The following is an 18780-nucleotide window of genomic DNA, read 5'->3' as shown; positions in this document are numbered from 1 at the left end:
TCAGTTGCGGGCCAATGCCTTCGCGACCAGCTCGGCCGTCAACTCGGCCCTGGCGAACGGCACCATGTGTCCGCAGTCCTCCTCGATCACCGTCAGCAGGTCGCCCTGCTGCTCGGCGAGTGCAGCCCGGAACTCTGCGGTGAAGTAAGGGGGCTGCACCCGCATCGCCTGCACCACGTCGACAGGGATGCCGGTGGGAGGGAGCGTGAACGGGCGCGCCAGTTCGCTCCAGGTGGCGACCACCATCCCCGGATGGATGCGCCAGTTCACCCGATCTCCGACGTTGATCAGGTGATCGGAGATCTCGCGATCGAGGATGCCCGGGTCGAGTTCGGCCCACGATTCGCAGAGCTTGCCCTCGCGGGCCGCGGCCTCATCGGGATAGTCGTGGTGCGCCATGGTGTCGATCGCGACGTCCCCCATCATCTGAGGATCGAGTCCCATGGCCGGATCGAGCAGCACAAACGACCGGATCCGCTCGCCGATCAGGCGCGACAGGTGCATGGCGAGCGCGCAGCCATAGGAATGCGCGACGACCACCACCGGTCCGTCGATGTGTTCGTCCACGACCTCACACAGCGCCAGCACCTGTGCCTCGATCGACCAGGGTGGTGTCCACCGGGAGAAACCGTGACCGAGGAGGTCGGGTGCCACGATCCGGGCGTGCGGCAGTGCGTCGGCGAGATCTGCCCAGCGCTTGCCGTGCCCGGTGAGGCCGTGCAGGGCCAAGACGGGTGGACCGTCGAACGGTCCGAACAGTTCGACGTTCAGTGCAGACATACCCGTGATCTTGCCGGACGTGGCGGTATATCGCCCGTGGTGCCGCGGCTCCGCCGTGGGTCGAGAGTCTGTCGGACGAACATGACACCATCGACGCAGCCGAGGGAAAGGATGTGTGCGTGCCCGCTTTGACCACGCGATTGGTGTCCGCGCCGGTCGCCGCAGCGCTTCCGCGCATCTGGCCGGCGCACGTACAGGCCCTGATCGACGGTGAGTTCAGCGCCGCCGGGGGGTTCCTCCCGTATCGGGTTCATGGTGGCCCGGGTACCGGGAAGACGTCGTTGATCGTCGACATCGCGGTTGCGCGGCTGTCCGATCCGGACACCGATCCCGAATCGATCCTCGTGCTCGCCGCGAGTCGGCGGGCGGCCACCGAGCTGCGTGAACAGATCACCGCGCGCCTGCTTTCGACCGGGACGGGGCCGGCACGCACACCGAAGGCCACCCGCGAGCCGATCGTCCGGACGCTGCATTCCTACGCGTTTGCGGTCTTGCGCCTGCAGGCCGCGGCCCACGACAACCCGCCCCCACGTCTGATCACCGGTGCCGAACAGGACGCCGTGCTCCGCGAGCTACTCGCCGGCGACATCGAGGACGGCGCCGAGTACTGGCCCGAGCGATTGCGGCCGGCCTTGGGTACCAACGGTTTTGCCCAGGCACTGCGCGACATCATGATGCGCGCCGCCGAACGCGGCGTTGGTCCCGAGGACCTGATCGCGCTCGGCCGCACCCACCGGCGGCCGGAGTGGCAGGCGGCCGGCCGGGCATACCGCCAGTACGAGCAGAGTGGTCTGCTGCGCGGTGCGGTCGGACTCGAGGCGCCGCAGGCCACGGCCCCGGCTGTCGACGCGGCAGAACTGGTCGGGTCCGCACTGACCGCATTCGCCACCGACCCCGACCTGTTGCGGAGCGAGCGCGCCCGGGTGCGGTATCTGCTGGTCGACGATGCCCAGCATCTCGATCCGCAGGCAGCCACGCTGATCCGGCTGGTCGGCGCCGGGACCCATCAGGCAGTGGTCGCCGGAGACGGCGACCAATCGATCTTCGGGTTTCGCGGTGCCAGCGCCCGGTTCCTCGACGAGCTCGACGATCCGGCGCGGGACATCCTGCTGGACAACAACTTCCGGTCGACCGCCCCGATCAGTGACCTCACCGGGTCCATCGCGGCCCGCTTACCCGGACGTCGCCGGCACAGGCTGTCCAAAGAGCTGGAGCGGGCCGATCATCGCGATGCTCCGGCCCCGGTGGTCCGTATCTATGGTTCGGCTGCCAAAGAGGCCACGGCGATCGCCGACATGATGCGTCGGGCCCACCTCTACGACGACGTGCCGTGGTCGCGGATGGCCGTGATCGTCAGGTCCGTTCCCCGGGCCATGGCCCCATTGCGGCGGGCCCTGCGGTCGGCCGGTGTGCCGGTCATGACACCGGCCAGCGAGATCCCACTGGCGCTGGCGCGCTCGGTGTCCGCGATGCTGCTGGCGCTGCGTGCGGTGGAGATGCCGCTCGACCCCGACTCGGCGCTGGAATTGTTGTCCGGGCCCATCGGCGGTGCCGACCCGGCAGCACTGCGGCGGTTGCGGCGGGGTGTACGACGGATCGAGACCGAGTCGGGCCGTGACCGCGATTCGGCCACCGTGATCGCAGAACTGGTCAGCGCCCGCCCGACCGACATCGGCGAGCCCGCCATCGACATCGATCGACACCTCGACGGGCTGACCGACGCGGAGAAGCAGCCTCTCGTTCGGGTGCTGGCGGTCATCCGGGCGGCGCGTACCGCGTCGGAGAGCCGGCGCAGTATCGAGGAGATCCTGTGGGAGGCATGGCAGGCAACGGGTTTGGGTCCGCGGTGGTCCAATCAGGTGATGCGCCGCGACCACGGTCCCGGCGGTGCCCAGGCGGATCGAGACCTGGACGCCATGGTGGCGCTCTTCGATGCCGCCGCCAACTTCGCCGACAGCCTGCCCGCAGCCACGCTCGGTGGATTCATCGACTATCTCAGTGCCCTGCAGATCCCCACCGAATCGAGGATGGCCCAGGCGTCCTCCGATTCGGTGACGGTGCTCTCGGCGCACGCCGCGGCCGGTCGTGAATGGGATGTGGTCGCGGTGGCCGGTGTGCAGGACGGCCTCTGGCCCAGCCTGCGCAGCCGCGGGAGCATTCTCGGTACCGGCCAGCTGGTCGACCTCCTCGACGGCGTGGCAGCCGAAGCCATCGACACCATCTCGCGCACCGCGGTCGCGCTGGCCGAGGAACGACGACTGCTGCTGGTCGCCTGCAGTCGGGCCCGCCTCCGATTGATGGTCAGCGCGGTGGACGACGGGAGCGGTGACGCCGCGCCGTCCCGTTTCGTCGGAGAGCTGGCAGCGGTGGTGGCAGGTTCCGGTGAAGCGGACGAACCGGAGCTGGAGTTGCCCGTCGAACCCGGACTCCGCCGGGTGCTCTCGCTGTCCTCGCTGGTCGCCGAACTCCGCGCCCAGGTCTGCGCGGGCACCGACGAAGACGATCCGCGGACCCGGGCCGCGGCCGACATGCTGGCCGAATTGGCCGATGCCGGTGTGGCCGGCGCGCACCCCGACGAGTGGTACGGGTTGGCCGGTCCGAGCACCACCGAGCCGCTCTGGTCCGAGGCGTCGGGCCCGTTGACCCTGTCGCCGTCCAGCGTCGAATCGCTGGGGGCCTGCTCACTGCGGTGGATGCTGGAACGCTATGGCGGCCGCGACGGCGATTCGCGTCCGGCCGTGGCGGGAACGCTCGTGCACACCCTCGTCCAGGCGGTCGCGGGCAAGATCCCGCCGGAAGACGTGACGGCGTCGCTTCGCCGGGTCTGGGATCAGGTCGATGTCGGGGCACCCTGGTTCTCGCGCCGGGAACTCGAACGCACCGAAGAGATGCTGACCAACTTCCGGCAGTGGCTGCGGATGTCTCGCGAGGGCATGACCGAGGTCGGGGTGGAGATCGACGTCAACGCCCGGGTCGAGCCGGCGCAGATGGTGGACGCAGACGGTGAGGTACTCGCCATCCCCGAGGTACGGCTGCGCGGGCGCATCGACCGGCTCGAGGCAGACAGCAAGGGCCGGCCGGTGGTCGTCGACGTCAAGACTGGCAAGAACACGATCTCGGTGGCCGCCGGACAGGAGCACGCCCAATTGGCCACCTACCAGCTGGCGTTGACGCTCGGTGGCGTGCCGGAGCTCGGCAATGTCGAACCCGGCGGCGGGGCGCTCGTCTATGTGAACAGTGCCAACGGTAAAACCGGTGCGGCCCAACGTAATCAGGACCCGCTCAATGAAGCGCAGGTCGACCAGTGGCTGGCCGTGGTCCGGTCGGCGGCGTATCGGAGCATCGGGCCGGGGTTCGAGGCGACGGTCAACGACGGCTGCGGGCACTGCGCGCTGAAGTCGAGCTGCCCGTCCCAACTCGAGGGACGGATGGTGACCGATGGCTGAATCTGCGGTTCACACAAGGATTTCCGCGCGGGTGCTGGCCGGTGCGCTGGATCAGCCACCGCCGACCGATGAGCAGGTCGAGGTCATCGAAGCGCCGTTGGAACCGGTGCTGGTGGTGGCCGGCGCCGGGGCCGGCAAGACGGAAACGATGGCCTCCCGGGTGGTCTGGCTGGTCGCCAACCGCCTGGTCGAACCCGACGCCGTCCTCGGCCTGACGTTCACCCGCAAGGCCGCACAGGAACTGGCCGCGCGGATCCGGCGCCGGTTGTCGATGCTGGCCGGATCCTCGGCCATGTCGCGCTGGGACCCCGAAGGCGACCTTCGGGCACAGCTGCGCTCGGCCGACCCGCAGGTCAGCACCTACCATGCGTATGCGGGCCGGTTGATCGCCGACTACGGGTTGCTGCTGCCGGTGGAACCATCCGCGAGCCTGCTCAGCGAAACCGAGCTGTGGCAGCTCGCCTTTTCGGTGGTCGGTAATTGGTCCGAAGACCTCGATACCCCCAAAACACCTGGGGGAGTGACGGAAGCGGTGCTCAAGCTGTACGGAGAGCTGTCCGAACACCTCGTGGACCTCGACCAGCTGGCCGCCGCGGGCGACGACCTCTACCGGCTCATCGACACGCTTCCTCCGGTCGGCCGCCAGAAGCCGACGCCGCCGGTGAAGTTGAAAGACATCCAGGCCGCGATCGATGAACGTCGTCAGCTGGTGCCACTGGTGGCGGCACTCGGGCAGGCGATGCGCGATGCCAACGTGCTCGATTTCGGCAGCCAGATGTCGCTGGCTGCCAAGCTGGTCACCACACACCCGGAAGTCGCCCAGGCGGAAAGGGCCGCCATCGGTGCGGTCCTGCTCGACGAATACCAGGACACCGGTCATTCGCAACGGGTGTTGCTCTCACAACTCTTCGGGACCCCGCCGGGTGTGACGGCCGGTGCCGGGATCGCGGTGACCGCGGTCGGTGACCCGATCCAGTCCATCTACGGCTGGCGTGGTGCCTCGGCGGCGAACCTGCCACGATTCACCACCGATTTCCGTTGCAGCGACGGCAGTCCGGCGAGGCGGCTCGAGCTGCTCACCAGCTGGCGCAACGCGCGGTACGCCCTCGACATGGCCAACGCGGCGTCCGACGAACTGCGTCGCCGGGGCGTTCCGGTGAGCATCCTGCGACCTCGTGACGATGCCCCGCGCGGCACCATCGACATGGCGCTCACCGATACCGTGGCGGATGAACGCACGTGGATCGTCGACCAGATCGAGCGCGAGTACAACCAGGCCGAGGGCAAACCGCCGACCGTGGCAATTCTCGTGCGCCGCAACCAGGATTCGGCACCGCTCGCCGCGCAGCTCGCGGATCGTGGGATCGCCGCAGAGGTTGTCGGGATCGGTGGACTACTCGGCGTGCCCGAGGTGCAGGACGTGGTGGCGATGCTCCGGCTGATGTCCGACCCCATGGCGGGCACGGCGGCGGTCCGGTTGCTGACCGGCCCGCGCTGGCGGATCGGTGCCAGGGACCTCGCGGCGCTGTGGGCGCGGGCGCGTGATCTCGCGGCCGGAACCAGCATCGTGTCGGGCACCATGACCAGCCTCGAAGAACTCGACAGCGCACTCGATTCGGCCGTGCCGTCGGAGACCGTGGATCAGGCGGGTCTGGGCGACGCACTCGCCGATCCCGGTCCGGCGGCCCGCTATTCGCCGGACGGGTACCGCCGGATCAAGTTGCTCGGGCATCAGCTGTCGGTGCTGCGGGCCCGCATGGGAGGTCCCTTGCCCGAACTGGTGGCCGAGGTCGAACGGGTGACCGGGGTCGATGTGGAGGCGCAGATCCGGGCGCGTGGACTCCGCGGCAACATCACCGGGCGCGAACACCTCGATGCCTTTGCCGAATACGTCGCGAATTACGCGGAACGGTCCGCGGCCACGCTACCCGGGCTACTGGCGTTCCTGGCGTCAGCGGCCGATATCGAGAAGGGTCTGGAACCGGGCAAGGTCGAGATCGCCGAAGACCGGGTGCAGATCCTGACCGTCCACGCCGCCAAGGGGCTCGAATGGGACATCGTGGTGATCGCGCACCTGTGTACCAACATCTTTCCCGGAGGTAAGGCCGAGGGCACCTGGCTCAAGAGCGCCCGGGAACTGCCTGCCGAACTGCGGGGTGACCTCGCCGACTCCGCGGACGGCGAGGGATTTCCGCCATTGGTGCTCGATGGCCTGGAGAACCGCAAGGAACTCGAAGAATCCATCGAGGCACATCAGGAGGCGTTGCGGGCCCGCAAGCTGGAAGAGGATCGGCGGCTCCTCTATGTGGCGCTGACCAGAACCAAACGGGCATTGATCATCAGTGGACATCATTGGTCGCCGGCCGGTGACAAACCCAAGGGTCCGTCGGTGTTCCTGACCGAACTGCATGAGATCGCACAGAGTTTGATCGAGACATCTCACGACGGTGCGCCGGGATTGACCATCGCGCAGTGGGCACCCCAGCCCGATGAGGGAGCGGAGAATCCGCTGGCGATGCTGGCGGTCGGGGCGTCGTGGCCGGCGGATCCGCTGGGGCCGCGCCGGCCCGGAACCGAGCGTGGCGCCGACCTCGTCCGGGCGGCACTGCGCGAGCGTGGTGAACCTGCGCTGTTCGCCATCGGGGAAGACGACGCCCCCGAACCGGGCGACGACGACCCGCAGATCCGGGAATGGGCCAACGATCTGGCGGTGCTCCTCACCGAGCGATCCGCAGGGTTGGGCTCCGACATCGAAGTGACCATGCCGCAACATCTTTCGGTGAGTCAGCTGGTCGAACTCGACAAGGATTCCGATGCGTTCGCCCGGCGGCTCCGGCGGCCACTGCCGTTCAAGCCGAATCCGATGGCCCGCCGGGGCACGGCATTCCACGCCTGGGTGGAACGGCGATTCGGTGCCACCCGGCTTCTCGACATCGATGAGCTACCGGGCGCGGCCGACGCCGAAGGCGGATCCGACGCCGACCTCGACGTCTTGCGCGAGGCGTTCCTGCGCTCGGATTGGTCCGCCCGCAACCCGGTCGAGGTCGAGGTGCCGTTCGAGACCGTCATCGCCGACACGATCATCCGCGGCCGTATCGATGCGGTGTTCGCCGAACCGGATGGCGGATACACGGTGGTCGACTGGAAAACCGGCGCAAAACCGACACCGGCGCAAGAGCATTCGGTCTTTGTGCAGTTGGCCGCCTACCGGGTGGCGTGGGCGGAACTCACCGGAACCGACCTCGACAAGGTGCGGGCGGCCTTCCACTACGTGCGTTCCAACTCGACGCTCCGGCCACGCGACCTGCCGGACCGCGCCCGACTCGCGGCCCTGATCCGCCGCGAGAAGGGTGCGTCCTGATCAGGTCACGGCGTCGACTTCCAGACCCGCCATCCGGCCCAGATCATCGGGATCTGAAGTGGCAGTCGGCCCCACGCGACGGCGCGCTGTGGCAACGGTTTGTTCTTGTACAACCGCACCATGTTGATGTTGCCGGGATACACGCCGATGAACAGGGCCACGGCCGCGAGTCCGCCGTAGCGGCGTGTCTTGGGCGCCAGCAGTGCAGCGCCGACCGCCAGCTCGGCCACCCCCGAGCCGTAGGTGTAGGCGCGGGCACTGCCCGGCAGTTCAGTGGGAATCAGCTGGTCAAACGGCTGGGGGGCGACAAAATGCAGCGTTCCCATTCCCAGCAGCGCCGCACCCATCCGGGTGGCGAGCTTCTGCTCCTTGGGAGACGCCAACTGCCGCAACCTCTGCTTCGTATCCGTCATCCCTCCACCATGCCTGATGGTGTCACCGGCCGGTGGCAGATAGGACTACAGTCCCACTTTGTGCAGATGCAAACTCTGCGACCGGTGGGTCGCGGCGAGACAGAGGTCGGGTAGATGGCCACCGGGCGCCTACGGCGGCGGTTCAAAGAAGACGAGCTGACCGATATGCCCGACCACGCGCTGGTCGGTGTGGTGCGCATCCCGGAGATGCAATCGAGCCCGGGACGGGCGATCAGCCGTCGCGTCGTCTTTGCCCTGACCGCATTGTTCGCCGCGGTGTTCATCGTCTATCTCGACCGGGACGGCTACCGCGATGTGCAGACCAGCCCGCTCTCGTTCCTGGACTGCCTCTATTACGCGACGGTGTCCCTGTCCACCACGGGATACGGTGACATCACGCCGTTCACACCGGAGGCCCGGCTGATCAACGTCCTGGTCATCACTCCGCTGCGGGTGATGTTCCTGATCGTGTTGGTCGGCACCACCCTCGAAGTTCTGACCGAACGGTCACGGCAGGCGCTCAAGATCCAGCGATGGAGGAACAAGGTGCGGAACCACACCGTGGTCATCGGCTACGGAACGAAAGGCAAGACCGCTGTGAAGGCGATGATCGCAGACGGGCAGAAACCGGCCGAGATCGTGGTTGTCGACGGCGATCAGGCCGTGCTCGACAACGCCTCGGCCAAAGGGCTGGTCACCGTTCGCGGGGATGCCACCCGATCGGATGTCCTGCGGCTGGCCGGCACCCAACATGCATCCTCGATAATCGTGGCCACCAACCGCGACGACACGGCCGTGCTAGCCACGCTGACCGCCCGGGAATTGGCCCCGAACGCGAAGATCGTCGCCTCCATCAGGGAATCGGAGAACACCCACCTGATGAAACAATCGGGCGCCGATTCGGTGGTGGTGAGCTCGGAGACCGCGGGCCGTCTACTGGGTCTGGCGACGATCACGCCGACGGTGGTGGAGGTGATCGAAGATCTCCTGACACCCGACCAGGGTTTTGCCATCGCCGAACGAGATGTGGAACCCGACGAGGTCGGCGGCTCACCGCGACACCTGCCGGAGATCGTGCTCGGTGTCGTCAGGGACGGAAAACTGCATCGCATCGACGACAGCAAGGTCGATGCGATCGAGCAGGGTGACCGGTTGCTGTTCGTCCGGCAGGGCAGCTCGGACTGACGGCCGCGGCATTCAGTGGAACAGACCATCGACCGAAATCCGAGAGGTAAATCAGTGCGGCGCTTTGAGTTCGATCAGCCCCCGATGTTGTCGCGGGCGGAATACAACCGCGCCGACGAGATCCGGGACGACCATCAGCGGTTGAAGGACGGGTGGTCGCGGGCACTGCTCCTGCAGATCGACCCCACCGGCCGGTATCCGCTCGGTGAAGACGGCCTCGGCTGGATCCCGGCGGTCGACATCGACGATGCGCCGCCGCCGGAAGCGGTGTTCCTCGGATTGCACCCTGACGACGGCCACGACATGTGGGCGATGCGCTTCGACGTCCTCGACGGACCGAAAGACGATCCCCGTCGCGGTGCCCAGCTACTCGGCCCGAACGAGGCCGGGATTCTCTCGACTGCACTGGGTGTACTCAACTGGCATGACACGGCCCGGTTCTCGCCGGTCGATGGTGCCCACACCGAACCGATCAAAGGTGGATGGGCCCGCCGCAACGTCATCAGCGGACGCGAGGAGTTCCCGCGGACCGATCCCGCGATCATCACCGTTGTTCATGACGGCGGCGACCGCATCCTGCTCGGCCGGCAGAAGCAATGGCCCGACCGGTGGTTCTCCACCCTCGCCGGGTTTGTCGAACCCGGCGAGTCACTCGAGCAATGCGTGCTGCGGGAGGTCCACGAAGAGGTCGGTGTGGATGCCTGGAACCCGCAGTACATCGGGTCTCAGCCCTGGCCGTTCCCACGGTCGCTGATGGTGGGCTTCGAGGTCACCGCGGACCCCGACCAACCGCTCGACTTCATCGACGGTGAAATCGCGGCGGCCGAGTGGTTCGGTCGGGCCGAGGTGATCGAAGCGATTGAGGCGCAGCAGGACTGGATGGGTCCGGACGGCAATCCGATCGTCGACAACGCGCGGTTACGGTTGCCGGGATCAATTTCCATCGCCAGTGCCCTGATCCGCGCCTGGGCCTACACCCCGGCAACCGGGGTGCGCTGACCCGAGGATTCCGGGCCGGTCAGACGCCCAGTTTCTTGCGGACGTCGGCGACCGTCGGGTTGGTGGCGGTGCTGCCGTCGCCGAACTTGACGGTGGGAACCACATGGTTGCCACCGTTGACGCTGCCGACGAAATCGGCGGCCGACAGGTCCTGCTCGATGTCGATTTCCACCCACTCGATGCCGGCGGTCTTGAGGCCCATCTTGAGGCGTTTGCAGTATCCACACCAGGTGGTGGTGTACATCGTCAGAACTGAGTTGTCCGTAGTCACGCCTACATAACACCATGAGTTCGGGCGGTGTTCCCGTCCGGCCGGAGCGCTGTCGGTGGTGATTGGGATACTGATGCGCATGGATGCCTCACTTGACCCGCAGCAGCAGGCCGCAGTGCTCGCACCCCGCGGACCCGTCTGTGTCCTGGCCGGCGCAGGCACCGGTAAGACGCGCACCATCACGCGCCGGATCGCGCATCTGGTCGGTGACGGACATGTGCGGGCCAGTCAGGTTCTGGCCGTCACGTTCACCTCGCGAGCTGCCGGCGAGATGCGCACCCGACTGCGGTCGCTGGGTATCTCGGGCCAGGGAAATGCCGTGCAGGCGTTGACGTTCCACGCCGCGGCGATGCGACATCTGAGATACTTCTGGCCGCAGGCCATCGGCGACAACCAGTGGGAACTGCTCGACAACAAGTTTCCCGTGGTCTCCCGCGCGGCCCGGGCCGCCGGAGCGCCGACCACCACCGAGTCGCTGCGCGACCTCATCTCGGAGATCGAATGGGCCAAGGGGTCGTTGATCGGGCCATCCGAGTACCCGGCCGCGATCTACAAGAGCAGTCGCGAATCACCATTGCCCGCCGAGCAGGTGGCCCTGGTCTACGAGCGCTACGAGCAGGCCAAGGTGTCGCCGTCGGGTGACCAGCTCCTCGACTTCGACGACCTGCTGCTGATGACCCGGGCCATCCTCGACGATCATCCGGTGATCGCCGAGGAGTTCCGCGACCGTTACCGCTGTTTTGTGGTCGACGAATACCAGGACGTCACACCGGCCCAGCAGGCATTGCTCAACGCCTGGGTGGGGCCACGCGACGATCTCACCGTGGTCGGTGACGCCAACCAGACCATTTACTCGTTTACCGGCGCCACGCCCGGCTACCTGCTGGACTTCTCCCGGCGGTTCCCCGACGCGACGGTGGTCCGACTCGAACGGGACTACCGGTCCACGCCACAGGTCGTGCAGCTGGCGAACAGCGTCATCGGTGCCGCCCGGGGCCGCATCGCCGGAACCCGGCTGCAGCTGATCGGCCAGCGAGATCCCGGTCCCGAACCCGATTTTTCCGAACACCCCGATGAGGCCACCGAGGCGAAGGCCGTCGCACGCGCGATCAAACGGCTGATGAACTCCGGTGTCCCCGGCTCGGAGATAGCGATTCTGTACCGGGTCAACGCTCAGTCCGAAGTGCATGAGCAGGCGCTGACCGCGGCCGGGATCCCGTATCAGGTGCGTGGTGGTGAGGCGTTCTTCTCGCGGTCGGAGGTCAGGCAGGCGATGCGGGCGGTCAACCAGACCGCGCAGCGCGACGATCTGCCGGCCGAAGCGCAGACGCTGACGATTCTACGGGCGATCCTGGTCCCGCTGGGCCTGACCGACGAGGCCCCGGCCGGTGCACAGGCCCGCGAGCGCTGGGAGTCGTTGCGGGCGTTGGTGACGATGACCGAGGACATGCTGAATGATGTTCCCGATCTGACGCTGACCGATCTCGCCCGTGAGCTCGCCGCGCGCGCCGAAGCCCGGCATCCACCGACCGTGCAGGGTGTGACGTTGTCGTCGCTGCACGCCGCCAAGGGCCTGGAGTGGGATGCGGTGTTCCTGGTCGGACTGGTCGACGGGTCGATGCCGATCAGCCAGGCCATCAAGGCCGGCGACGCCGCGATCGAAGAAGAACGACGGCTGCTCTACGTAGGCGTCACCCGCGCCCGCGAACATCTGCAGCTGTCGTGGGCGCTGTCCCGCAACGAAGGTGGCCGGGGGACGCGGCGGCGGTCACGGTTTGTGGTGAACCTGGTTCCGGACGATTCGCCTGCGTCGAAGATCGCCGAACCCAAGCGGACCCGTTCCGGACCCAAGTGCCGGGTGTGCGGAAAGCCGTTGCTGGGCAAGACCGCATCATTGCTGGGCCGCTGCGAGCGATGCCCTTCAGACCTCGATGAGGGGTTGTTGCTGGCACTCAAGGAGTGGCGCAGTGGGCGTGCCAAGGAGCAGAAGGTTCCCGCGTATGTGGTGTTCTCCGACAACACCCTGATCGCGATCGCGGAACAGCAGCCCGGTGATGTCGCTGCCCTGGTGGCGATTCCGGGGATCGGTCAGAAGAAACTCGACTCGTACGGCGAAGACGTCCTGACACTTGTTCGGAACGGTAAACCCGCAGGTCAAAAATAGGTTGTGCGATGTTTGAGCACCACCTACTGTGGACAACAACATTGTGGTGCCACAAATGGCTCACAGAACAGACGGGAAAGGAGAGGTTCGGTGAATGATTTTCACAACGCCGAGAGCGTAGTCGACCATGCCGTCATGGCATGTGCTTCGTGGCATCGCGTATCGCCCCTCGCGACCCGTCCGAATGCAGTCCGCACTGCGCACGCCGCTGCCCTCCAGCCGGAATTCCTGGCTATGACAGCAGTGATTCCGGCGCCCCAGCCGCCGACGGTTATACCAGTCCGTCGCCGTGCCCGCTTCGCGTTCCCCGTGTTCTCGCAACGAATAGAAATCTGACACAGCTCAGACTCCATTTGAGGCCACGGCGAATCGCAGACAGCGAACCCGTGGCCTCTTTTGTGATCTGAGAACGAATCTTGTTCCACCACATCAGCGGCCCGGGTCTCAAAACAATCCGAGCAGCACATTCGACAGTGGAGGAACTCATGACCGATGTACTCGAGTCATACCGGGACAACGGTTTCGGGGACAGCGAACTCGCACTGGATGCATCCAAAACGGAACTCCCGTGCCAAATGGCGGACGCCGACCTGTGGTTCTCCGAGAACCCTGGCCAACTCGAACAGGCGAAGGCCCTGTGCGGCAACTGCCCCCTGCGGCGGGAATGCCTGGCCGAAGCGCTCAACCGCGAGGAGCCATGGGGCGTCTGGGGTGGGGAGATCTTCGATCAGGGCGTCGTCATCGCGCGCAAACGTCCCCGCGGCCGGCCGCGCAAGACCCAGACCGCGGCATGATCACGTCAGATCTGACAACGAGAAGCGGGCGGACACAGGAGTTCTGTGTCCGCCCGCTCGGCGTCTGGGCCCAAGGAAGCGGCCGTCTTATTCGGCCAGTCCGGGGACCCACTTCTCCATGATGGCGCGGTAGGGCGCCTCTGCGTCGAGTTGTGCCGCAATACCGACACATCCACCGAGCACTCGGAACACCATCACGTATTCCTTGGGGCAGTTCAGGTTTCGTGAGGTCTTGTAGACATCACCGCGGGGGTCGGAGGCAGCACCCGCGGCGCGTTGCAACCACTTGCGGGTGAAGTGGAACGACTCGCCGTAGAGCGGGTCGACGTACGGACGCAGGTATGCCTCGAGATCGGACGGGGTCACCTTGTCCTGATGCGAACGCTGAATGAAGTTCGCACGCACCATTTCCTCTTTGAGTTCGTCGTACTTCTTGTCCCGGCACAACCGCAGGATCGGCCCGGTGGCCGCCGGCAGACCGTCCGGATAATGTCCGACGGCGCCGAAATCGAGGATTGCCATCCGGCCGTCCGTGAGGAACTGGAAGTTGCCCGGATGCGGATCACCGTGGACCAGGCCGACGCGGGTGGGTGAACTGACCTCGAACTCGGTCATCTTGGCGGCGGCGGCATTGCGTTCGTCGAGCGTGCCGTTCTTGATCACCTTCGACATCGGGGTGCCATAGACCCATTCGGACACAAGAACTTTCGGTGCCGATGCGACGATGCGCGGGACCACGAAGTTCGGGTCTTCGGCGAAGGCCTTGGCAAAGGCCCGCTGGTTGTTCGCCTCGAGCGTGTAATTCAGCTCGTCTTCGGTGCGCTCGATCAGCTCATCCATCATCGACTTCACGTCGGTGCCGGGGGAGAGTCGTTTGAGCAGACCGGTCATCCGGGACAAAGTCTTGAGGTCGGCTTTCAGCGCATGATCTGCGCCCGGATACTGAACCTTGACGGCCACCTCGCGTCCGTCGTGCCAGACTGCCTTGTGTACCTGGCCGATCGACGCGGAGGCGGCCGGTTCGTCGGAGAAATCTTTGAACCGATCCCGCCACTTGGTGCCGAGCTGATTGTCCAGCACACCATGCACTTTGGCGGCCGGAAGTGGCGGTGCCTCCGCCTGCAGTTTGGTGAGCGCGTCGCGGAACGGCTCCCCGAACTCTTCCGGGATCGCGGCCTCCATGATGGAGAGCGCCTGCCCGACCTTCATCGCCCCACCCTTGAGCTCGCCGAGCACCGCAAACAGCTGCTCCGCCGTCTTCTCCATCATGTCCGCTGCGATCTCGTTCTTGTCCCCACCTGCGAGCCGCTTACCGAATCCTGATGCTGCTCGTCCCGCCACCCCTAGCGGAAGCGCTGCGAGCTTGGCATTGCGCCTTGCACCGCCTCGTGTGATCTCAGCCATTGAGTTTCCCCTTTCCGATGGACCCGAGCTTAGTGGACGACCCTGAGATCACTCTGGTAGCCGACAGCCGCACAAAGGATGTGGTGACCAGCCCCGGATGACGAGTGCGGACGGGTCCGCACGGAACTCGATCGTGGCATCGAGGCTGGCCGGGGCGGGGAGGTCCCCGGTTTCCCTCCGGTCGGGCCGGGTCGCCGCTGCAATGTGTTCGACCTCACCCTGGACGATCGCGGCGGTCCCGGCGATGGTTGCCGACCCGGCCCAGCCGCTCTGGCCGAGCAGCTGGGCGCTGACGATCGGCCAGTCCCGATCGCGGTCGCGGCGGTGATGATCGGCGCAGTGCAGACAGCTCGACAACCCGGGCAGCACCATCGGCCCGATCACGCCGGTACCGTCACGCAGACGGACCATGAGATGTGGGATCCGGTGCCGCATGAGGCTCGACACCAGCCAGGGATCGTGGGCGAGGAAGTCGGTCAGGATCACCAGATCCGTTGCCCAGGTGACCATCCGGTCTTCGTGGGTGATCGGGTCGACTTCGCCGTCGAACAGCCGTGGGCGCCGGACCGACTGCCGGACCGAGAACTCCGGCCCGGAGAGCGCAGTGGTCACCGCGTCGGCCAATGGACCGGCACCGTGGACACGGATCCGCATCGGGGTGAGCACGGCTCTGCTGTGGTGGGCGATGCCGGCGTCCACGAGCTGATCGAGCAGTTCACGGATCTCGTCGACCGACAGACCGGCCGCCGCGGCCCGGGCCGCGGTGTCCTCGGATGTCTGCGGTCCGGTCAGCGACCGCAACAATGCGGTGAGCCGATCCGGGGCCACATGCGCGGGTGGGTCGATGATCACCGCCCGGTCCGGGTCGAATCCGACCTGAATGCGGCCGCCGGGCCGCAACAAGATCACCGCTCCGGCACGAAGTAGCGGCAAAGGCGCGTGTGTCATGGCAACACAGAACCAGAACGATGGCAGCCAGCGCGGCCTGCAGGCGAAGGTTATCCACAGGTCGACGACGCCGTGAACAGCGGTGACGCGGCTCTACGGCAATTGATCAGCAGGACGAGGGATCAGGCGGTGGGAGATGTACCGGGGCCGTCGCCCTTGCCTTCTTCCTCACGCTTGCGGGCCTCGTCGGCGATGGTCTTCTCGAGCTGGGCCATCGGATCGTCGAATGCATGGTTGCCGCCACCGATCACCCGGTCGACAAACGCGGCCGGATGGTCGAGGTCGTCGCCATCGGGCACCAGGTCGGGATGCGCCCAGACACCGTCGCGGGTCACGAGATCCGACGCTTCGAGCAGTTTGCGCCACAGATCGGCGGCCTCCCGCAGCTTGCGCGGGCGCAGCTCCAAACCGATCAGCGTCGCAAAGGTCTCCTCGGCGGGGCCGCCGGTCGCACGCCGACGGCGCATGGTCTCGGTCAAGGCGCCCACCGATGGGATCCGATCGGAAAGGGCTTGCGACACCACGGTTTCGACCCAGCCCTCGATCAACGCGAGGAGCGTCTCGAGGCGGGAGAGCGCATGTTGCTGCTGCGGTGTGGTCTTCGGTTCGAAGGCGGTGCCACCGGCCATCAGCTCTTCGAGCTTGCTCGGATCCGACAACAGCGTGGCCGGATCGATGCCGGCAGCGGCGTCCTGGATACCGGAGAAGTCGATGCTGATGCCGCGTGCGTACTCCTCGACCGTCGCGAGCAGTCGCTGACGCAACCACGGCACGTGGGAGAACAGCCGGACATGCGCGGCTTCGCGGGCAGCGAGGAAGACCAGGATCTCCTGGCTTGGCTGCTCGAGGCCGTCGCTGAAGATGCCGATCGCCTCCGGCAACAGGACCGCGGTTCCGGTGGGCGCCAACGGCAGTCCGATCTCGGTGGAGGTCAGGACCTCTTTGGCGAGCTGGCCCAGACCCTGACCCAGTTGGGTACCGAAAGCCATGCTGCCCATCTGGCTGACCATGCCCATCATCGGACCGGCGAACTGCTTTGCCTCGTCGGGCAGATTGGTGGACCAGCTGCCGGCAATCTGCTCGGCCACCGGATTGCACAGCGATTTCCACGTCGGCAGCGTCTTCTCGAGCCAATCGACCGACGTCCACGCCTCGGTGCTGGTGACACCGGCCGGCAGCGTGGTCACGTTGTCGAGCCACACCTCGGCCAGACGCACCGAGTCGGTGATCGCCGACAACTCACCCTGACTGACGGGGGAGTGCTTGCCGATCTGCTGACGGGCCAGGCTGGTCGCGACCTGGTAGTTGACCGGTTCGGCGGTGCCGCCGGTCCCCATGCCCGCGCCCATGCCCGAGAGCATCTGGCCGAGCTGCGAGAGCATCTGACCCAGCTGATTCGGATCGAAGTCGCCGGGTTTCTTGCCGTCATCACCATCCCCGTCGTCGCCGGACGAAGGGGAGAATCCAAAGGGCAAGTCATTCATGCCTCCACGGTACCGGCGAATCGGTCGGGACCCGAGCATCACCGATCCGCTGTGCGCGAAACGTGAACGGGTGTGCCACGTGCGGTCTCCTGCGCGGCAGGCCGACGAGGTCGACCTCTACCCTGGGCCTGGTGAAACTGCAGTCCCTCAGAATCGCTCCGGGATACCGGCGGATCGTCACCTTTTTTGTGGCGTTGGCATTCCTGATCGTATTCGTCTTGGTCGGAACACTTGTGAAGGTGCCGTACGTGGCACTCGGCCCGGGCCCGACCGTCAACACCCTGGGAACGGTGGACGGTCGCGAGGTGGTCAACATCACCGGCGCAGAACTGGACCCGACCACCGGCAATCTCAACCTCACCACGGTGTCGGTGACCGACGGACTGACCCTCTTTCAGGCGATCGGCATGTGGGTGTCGGGAGACGATCAACTGCAGCCGCGCGACCAGATCTACCCACCCGGTAAATCCAACGACGAGGTCGACAAAGAGAACCGCCAGCAGATGTCGGGCTCGGAGGACTCCGCGAAGATCGCCGCGTTGAGTCACCTCGGCCGTCCCATCGATCTCCTGGTCTCCGGTGTCGCCGACAACGGGCCCTCTGCCGGCAAGCTGGAGCCGCAGGACGAGATCGTCGCGGTGAACGGCACACCGGTTGCCACGTCGGAGGCGCTGCGGGAGGCGATCGCCGGTATCGCTCCGGGGACCCCGGTTGCCATCGACGTCATCCGCGACGGAAAGCCGGTCACCGAGACGGTGACCCTGGTTCCGAATCCCGAAGACGAGACCAAGGGACTGCTGGGGATCACTTTGTCCGAACAGAACGGCGACCCCAACCTGGAGATCAACTTCGATGTCGGTGACATCGGGGGACCGTCGGCGGGCCTGATGCTCACGCTTGCCATCATCGACAAGCTCAGCCCGGGCGAGCTCAACGGCGGAGAGTTCATCGCCGGTACCGGAACGATCGATTCATCGGGCGATGTCGGCGAGATCGGCGGCATCCAGCACAAGATGCGCGCCGCGCGCGACGCCGGCGCCACCGCATTCCTGGTTCCGGCCGGGAATTGCGTCGAAGCGAAGTCCGACACCCCGGATGGGCTGACCCTGGTCAAGGTGGACACCCTCGACGACGCGATCAACGGCATGGCCGACATCGACGCCGGCCGGACCGCGCCCAGCTGCTGATCGTCTCTGCCCCACCAAACGAGCCAGTTGTACGAGGACGAGCCACAAATACGGTAATTGTCAACCTGTCTGAGACAGGTGCTTGATGTTGATTCCTGCTTGGTCAGGTATCGCTGGTGCTATCGGCGGTCGCCGGTAGCGCTGGGGGTTGGCTTGCCAAAGTTGGTCGAGTCGTCTTTGGCGGCGGGCTCGGTGTTCGATGGCGGTGCCATCGAACACCGAGGCCGGCGTGTGACGGCCCAGACCGCTGTGACGGTGGTGGTGGGCGTAGCGGTCCAAGAACTGTGCGGTCCACTGCCGCGCGTGGTCGATGTCATCGAATCGGTCAGGGCAAGCCAGGTCGT

The 18780-nt window shown here is 66.3% G+C and carries 14 protein-coding genes; 7 read left to right on the top strand and 7 right to left on the bottom strand.

Annotated elements, in window-relative coordinates; genetic code table 11:
- The gene (locus tag H290_RS0123450; protein WP_020109287.1) at positions 1 to 780 is read right to left on the bottom strand and encodes an alpha/beta fold hydrolase; all 780 of its coding nucleotides are present in this window, start codon (positions 778 to 780) and stop codon (positions 1 to 3) included.
- A 119-nt stretch (positions 781 to 899) separates the two neighbouring features.
- Here H290_RS0123450 and H290_RS0123445 point away from each other — a divergent pair, with 119 nt between their 5' ends.
- On the top strand, positions 900 to 4226 hold the full coding sequence (locus H290_RS0123445) for an ATP-dependent DNA helicase (RefSeq protein ID WP_020109286.1): 3327 nt from the start codon (positions 900 to 902) through the stop codon (positions 4224 to 4226).
- The gene (locus H290_RS0123440; RefSeq protein WP_036520035.1) at positions 4219 to 7587 is read left to right on the top strand and encodes an ATP-dependent DNA helicase; all 3369 of its coding nucleotides are present in this window, start codon (positions 4219 to 4221) and stop codon (positions 7585 to 7587) included. Before H290_RS0123445 ends, H290_RS0123440 begins: the two co-directional genes overlap by 8 nt.
- A gap of 5 nt (positions 7588 to 7592) precedes the next feature.
- Here H290_RS0123440 and H290_RS0123435 read toward each other — a convergent pair whose 3' ends face one another.
- Positions 7593 to 8000, bottom strand: coding sequence for a hypothetical protein (locus H290_RS0123435; RefSeq protein ID WP_020109284.1), 408 nt, complete (start codon positions 7998 to 8000; stop codon positions 7593 to 7595).
- A gap of 114 nt (positions 8001 to 8114) precedes the next feature.
- Here H290_RS0123435 and H290_RS0123430 point away from each other — a divergent pair, with 114 nt between their 5' ends.
- Both H290_RS0123430 and nudC read left to right on the top strand, forming a co-directional pair.
- Entirely contained in the window at positions 8115 to 9185 is a 1071-nt protein-coding gene (locus tag H290_RS0123430) for a TrkA family potassium uptake protein (protein WP_020109283.1), read from the top strand.
- 54 nt (positions 9186 to 9239) lie between these two features.
- The gene (gene nudC / locus H290_RS0123425; protein ID WP_020109282.1) at positions 9240 to 10184 is read left to right on the top strand and encodes an NAD(+) diphosphatase; all 945 of its coding nucleotides are present in this window, start codon (positions 9240 to 9242) and stop codon (positions 10182 to 10184) included.
- Between the two features lie 19 nt (positions 10185 to 10203).
- Here the strand turns inward: nudC and H290_RS0123420 are convergent, their stop codons facing one another.
- Complete coding sequence (locus H290_RS0123420; protein WP_020109281.1) at positions 10204 to 10428, bottom strand: mycoredoxin; 225 nt, start codon at positions 10426 to 10428, stop codon at positions 10204 to 10206.
- A 106-nt stretch (positions 10429 to 10534) separates the two neighbouring features.
- Between H290_RS0123420 and H290_RS0123415 the strand changes: the two genes are divergently transcribed.
- Both H290_RS0123415 and H290_RS0123410 read left to right on the top strand, forming a co-directional pair.
- On the top strand, positions 10535 to 12619 hold the full coding sequence (locus H290_RS0123415; RefSeq protein ID WP_020109280.1) for an ATP-dependent DNA helicase UvrD2: 2085 nt from the start codon (positions 10535 to 10537) through the stop codon (positions 12617 to 12619).
- Positions 12620 to 13194: 575 nt separating this feature from the next.
- A complete protein-coding gene (locus H290_RS0123410; protein WP_051122190.1) occupies positions 13195 to 13413 on the top strand; it encodes a WhiB family transcriptional regulator in 219 nt (72 codons plus the stop codon).
- Positions 13414 to 13500: 87 nt separating this feature from the next.
- On the opposite strand, the gene H290_RS0123405 is transcribed toward H290_RS0123410, so the two are convergent.
- From H290_RS0123405 to H290_RS0123395, 3 genes are all read right to left on the bottom strand, one after another.
- A complete protein-coding gene (locus H290_RS0123405) occupies positions 13501 to 14817 on the bottom strand; it encodes an AarF/ABC1/UbiB kinase family protein (protein WP_020109278.1) in 1317 nt (438 codons plus the stop codon).
- A gap of 48 nt (positions 14818 to 14865) precedes the next feature.
- The gene (locus tag H290_RS0123400; RefSeq protein WP_036520032.1) at positions 14866 to 15765 is read right to left on the bottom strand and encodes a hypothetical protein; all 900 of its coding nucleotides are present in this window, start codon (positions 15763 to 15765) and stop codon (positions 14866 to 14868) included.
- Positions 15766 to 15887: 122 nt separating this feature from the next.
- The gene (locus tag H290_RS0123395) at positions 15888 to 17249 is read right to left on the bottom strand and encodes a zinc-dependent metalloprotease (protein ID WP_020109276.1); all 1362 of its coding nucleotides are present in this window, start codon (positions 17247 to 17249) and stop codon (positions 15888 to 15890) included.
- A 131-nt stretch (positions 17250 to 17380) separates the two neighbouring features.
- Between H290_RS0123395 and H290_RS0123390 the strand changes: the two genes are divergently transcribed.
- A complete protein-coding gene (locus tag H290_RS0123390) occupies positions 17381 to 18436 on the top strand; it encodes a PDZ domain-containing protein (protein ID WP_020109275.1) in 1056 nt (351 codons plus the stop codon).
- A gap of 60 nt (positions 18437 to 18496) precedes the next feature.
- On the opposite strand, the gene H290_RS30930 is transcribed toward H290_RS0123390, so the two are convergent.
- On the bottom strand, positions 18497 to 18715 hold the full coding sequence (locus H290_RS30930; RefSeq protein WP_231373822.1) for a hypothetical protein: 219 nt from the start codon (positions 18713 to 18715) through the stop codon (positions 18497 to 18499).
- Positions 18716 to 18780: the final 65 nt, after the last annotated feature.

Source organism: Nocardia sp. 348MFTsu5.1, from assembly GCF_000383535.1.
Taxonomy (GTDB): Bacteria; Actinomycetota; Actinomycetes; order Mycobacteriales; family Mycobacteriaceae; genus Williamsia; species Williamsia faeni.
This window is presented reverse-complemented; position numbering and strand designations above follow the sequence as displayed.

What these genes read in the sequence shown, in the direction of transcription:
- H290_RS0123450 (WP_020109287.1), bottom strand. Translation starts at nt 780, where the DNA reads ATGTCTGCACTGAACGTCGAACTGTTCGGACCGTTCGACGGTCCACCC.
- H290_RS0123430 (WP_020109283.1), top strand. Translation starts at nt 8,115, where the DNA reads ATGGCCACCGGGCGCCTACGGCGGCGGTTCAAAGAAGACGAGCTGACC.
- H290_RS0123405 (WP_020109278.1), bottom strand. Translation starts at nt 14,817, where the DNA reads ATGGCTGAGATCACACGAGGCGGTGCAAGGCGCAATGCCAAGCTCGCA.
- H290_RS0123410 (WP_051122190.1), top strand. Translation starts at nt 13,195, where the DNA reads ATGGCGGACGCCGACCTGTGGTTCTCCGAGAACCCTGGCCAACTCGAA.
- H290_RS0123435 (WP_020109284.1), bottom strand. Translation starts at nt 8,000, where the DNA reads ATGACGGATACGAAGCAGAGGTTGCGGCAGTTGGCGTCTCCCAAGGAG.
- H290_RS0123400 (WP_036520032.1), bottom strand. Translation starts at nt 15,765, where the DNA reads ATGACACACGCGCCTTTGCCGCTACTTCGTGCCGGAGCGGTGATCTTG.
- H290_RS0123415 (WP_020109280.1), top strand. Translation starts at nt 10,535, where the DNA reads ATGGATGCCTCACTTGACCCGCAGCAGCAGGCCGCAGTGCTCGCACCC.
- H290_RS0123395 (WP_020109276.1), bottom strand. Translation starts at nt 17,249, where the DNA reads ATGAATGACTTGCCCTTTGGATTCTCCCCTTCGTCCGGCGACGACGGG.
- H290_RS0123420 (WP_020109281.1), bottom strand. Translation starts at nt 10,428, where the DNA reads ATGTACACCACCACCTGGTGTGGATACTGCAAACGCCTCAAGATGGGC.
- H290_RS0123440 (WP_036520035.1), top strand. Translation starts at nt 4,219, where the DNA reads ATGGCTGAATCTGCGGTTCACACAAGGATTTCCGCGCGGGTGCTGGCC.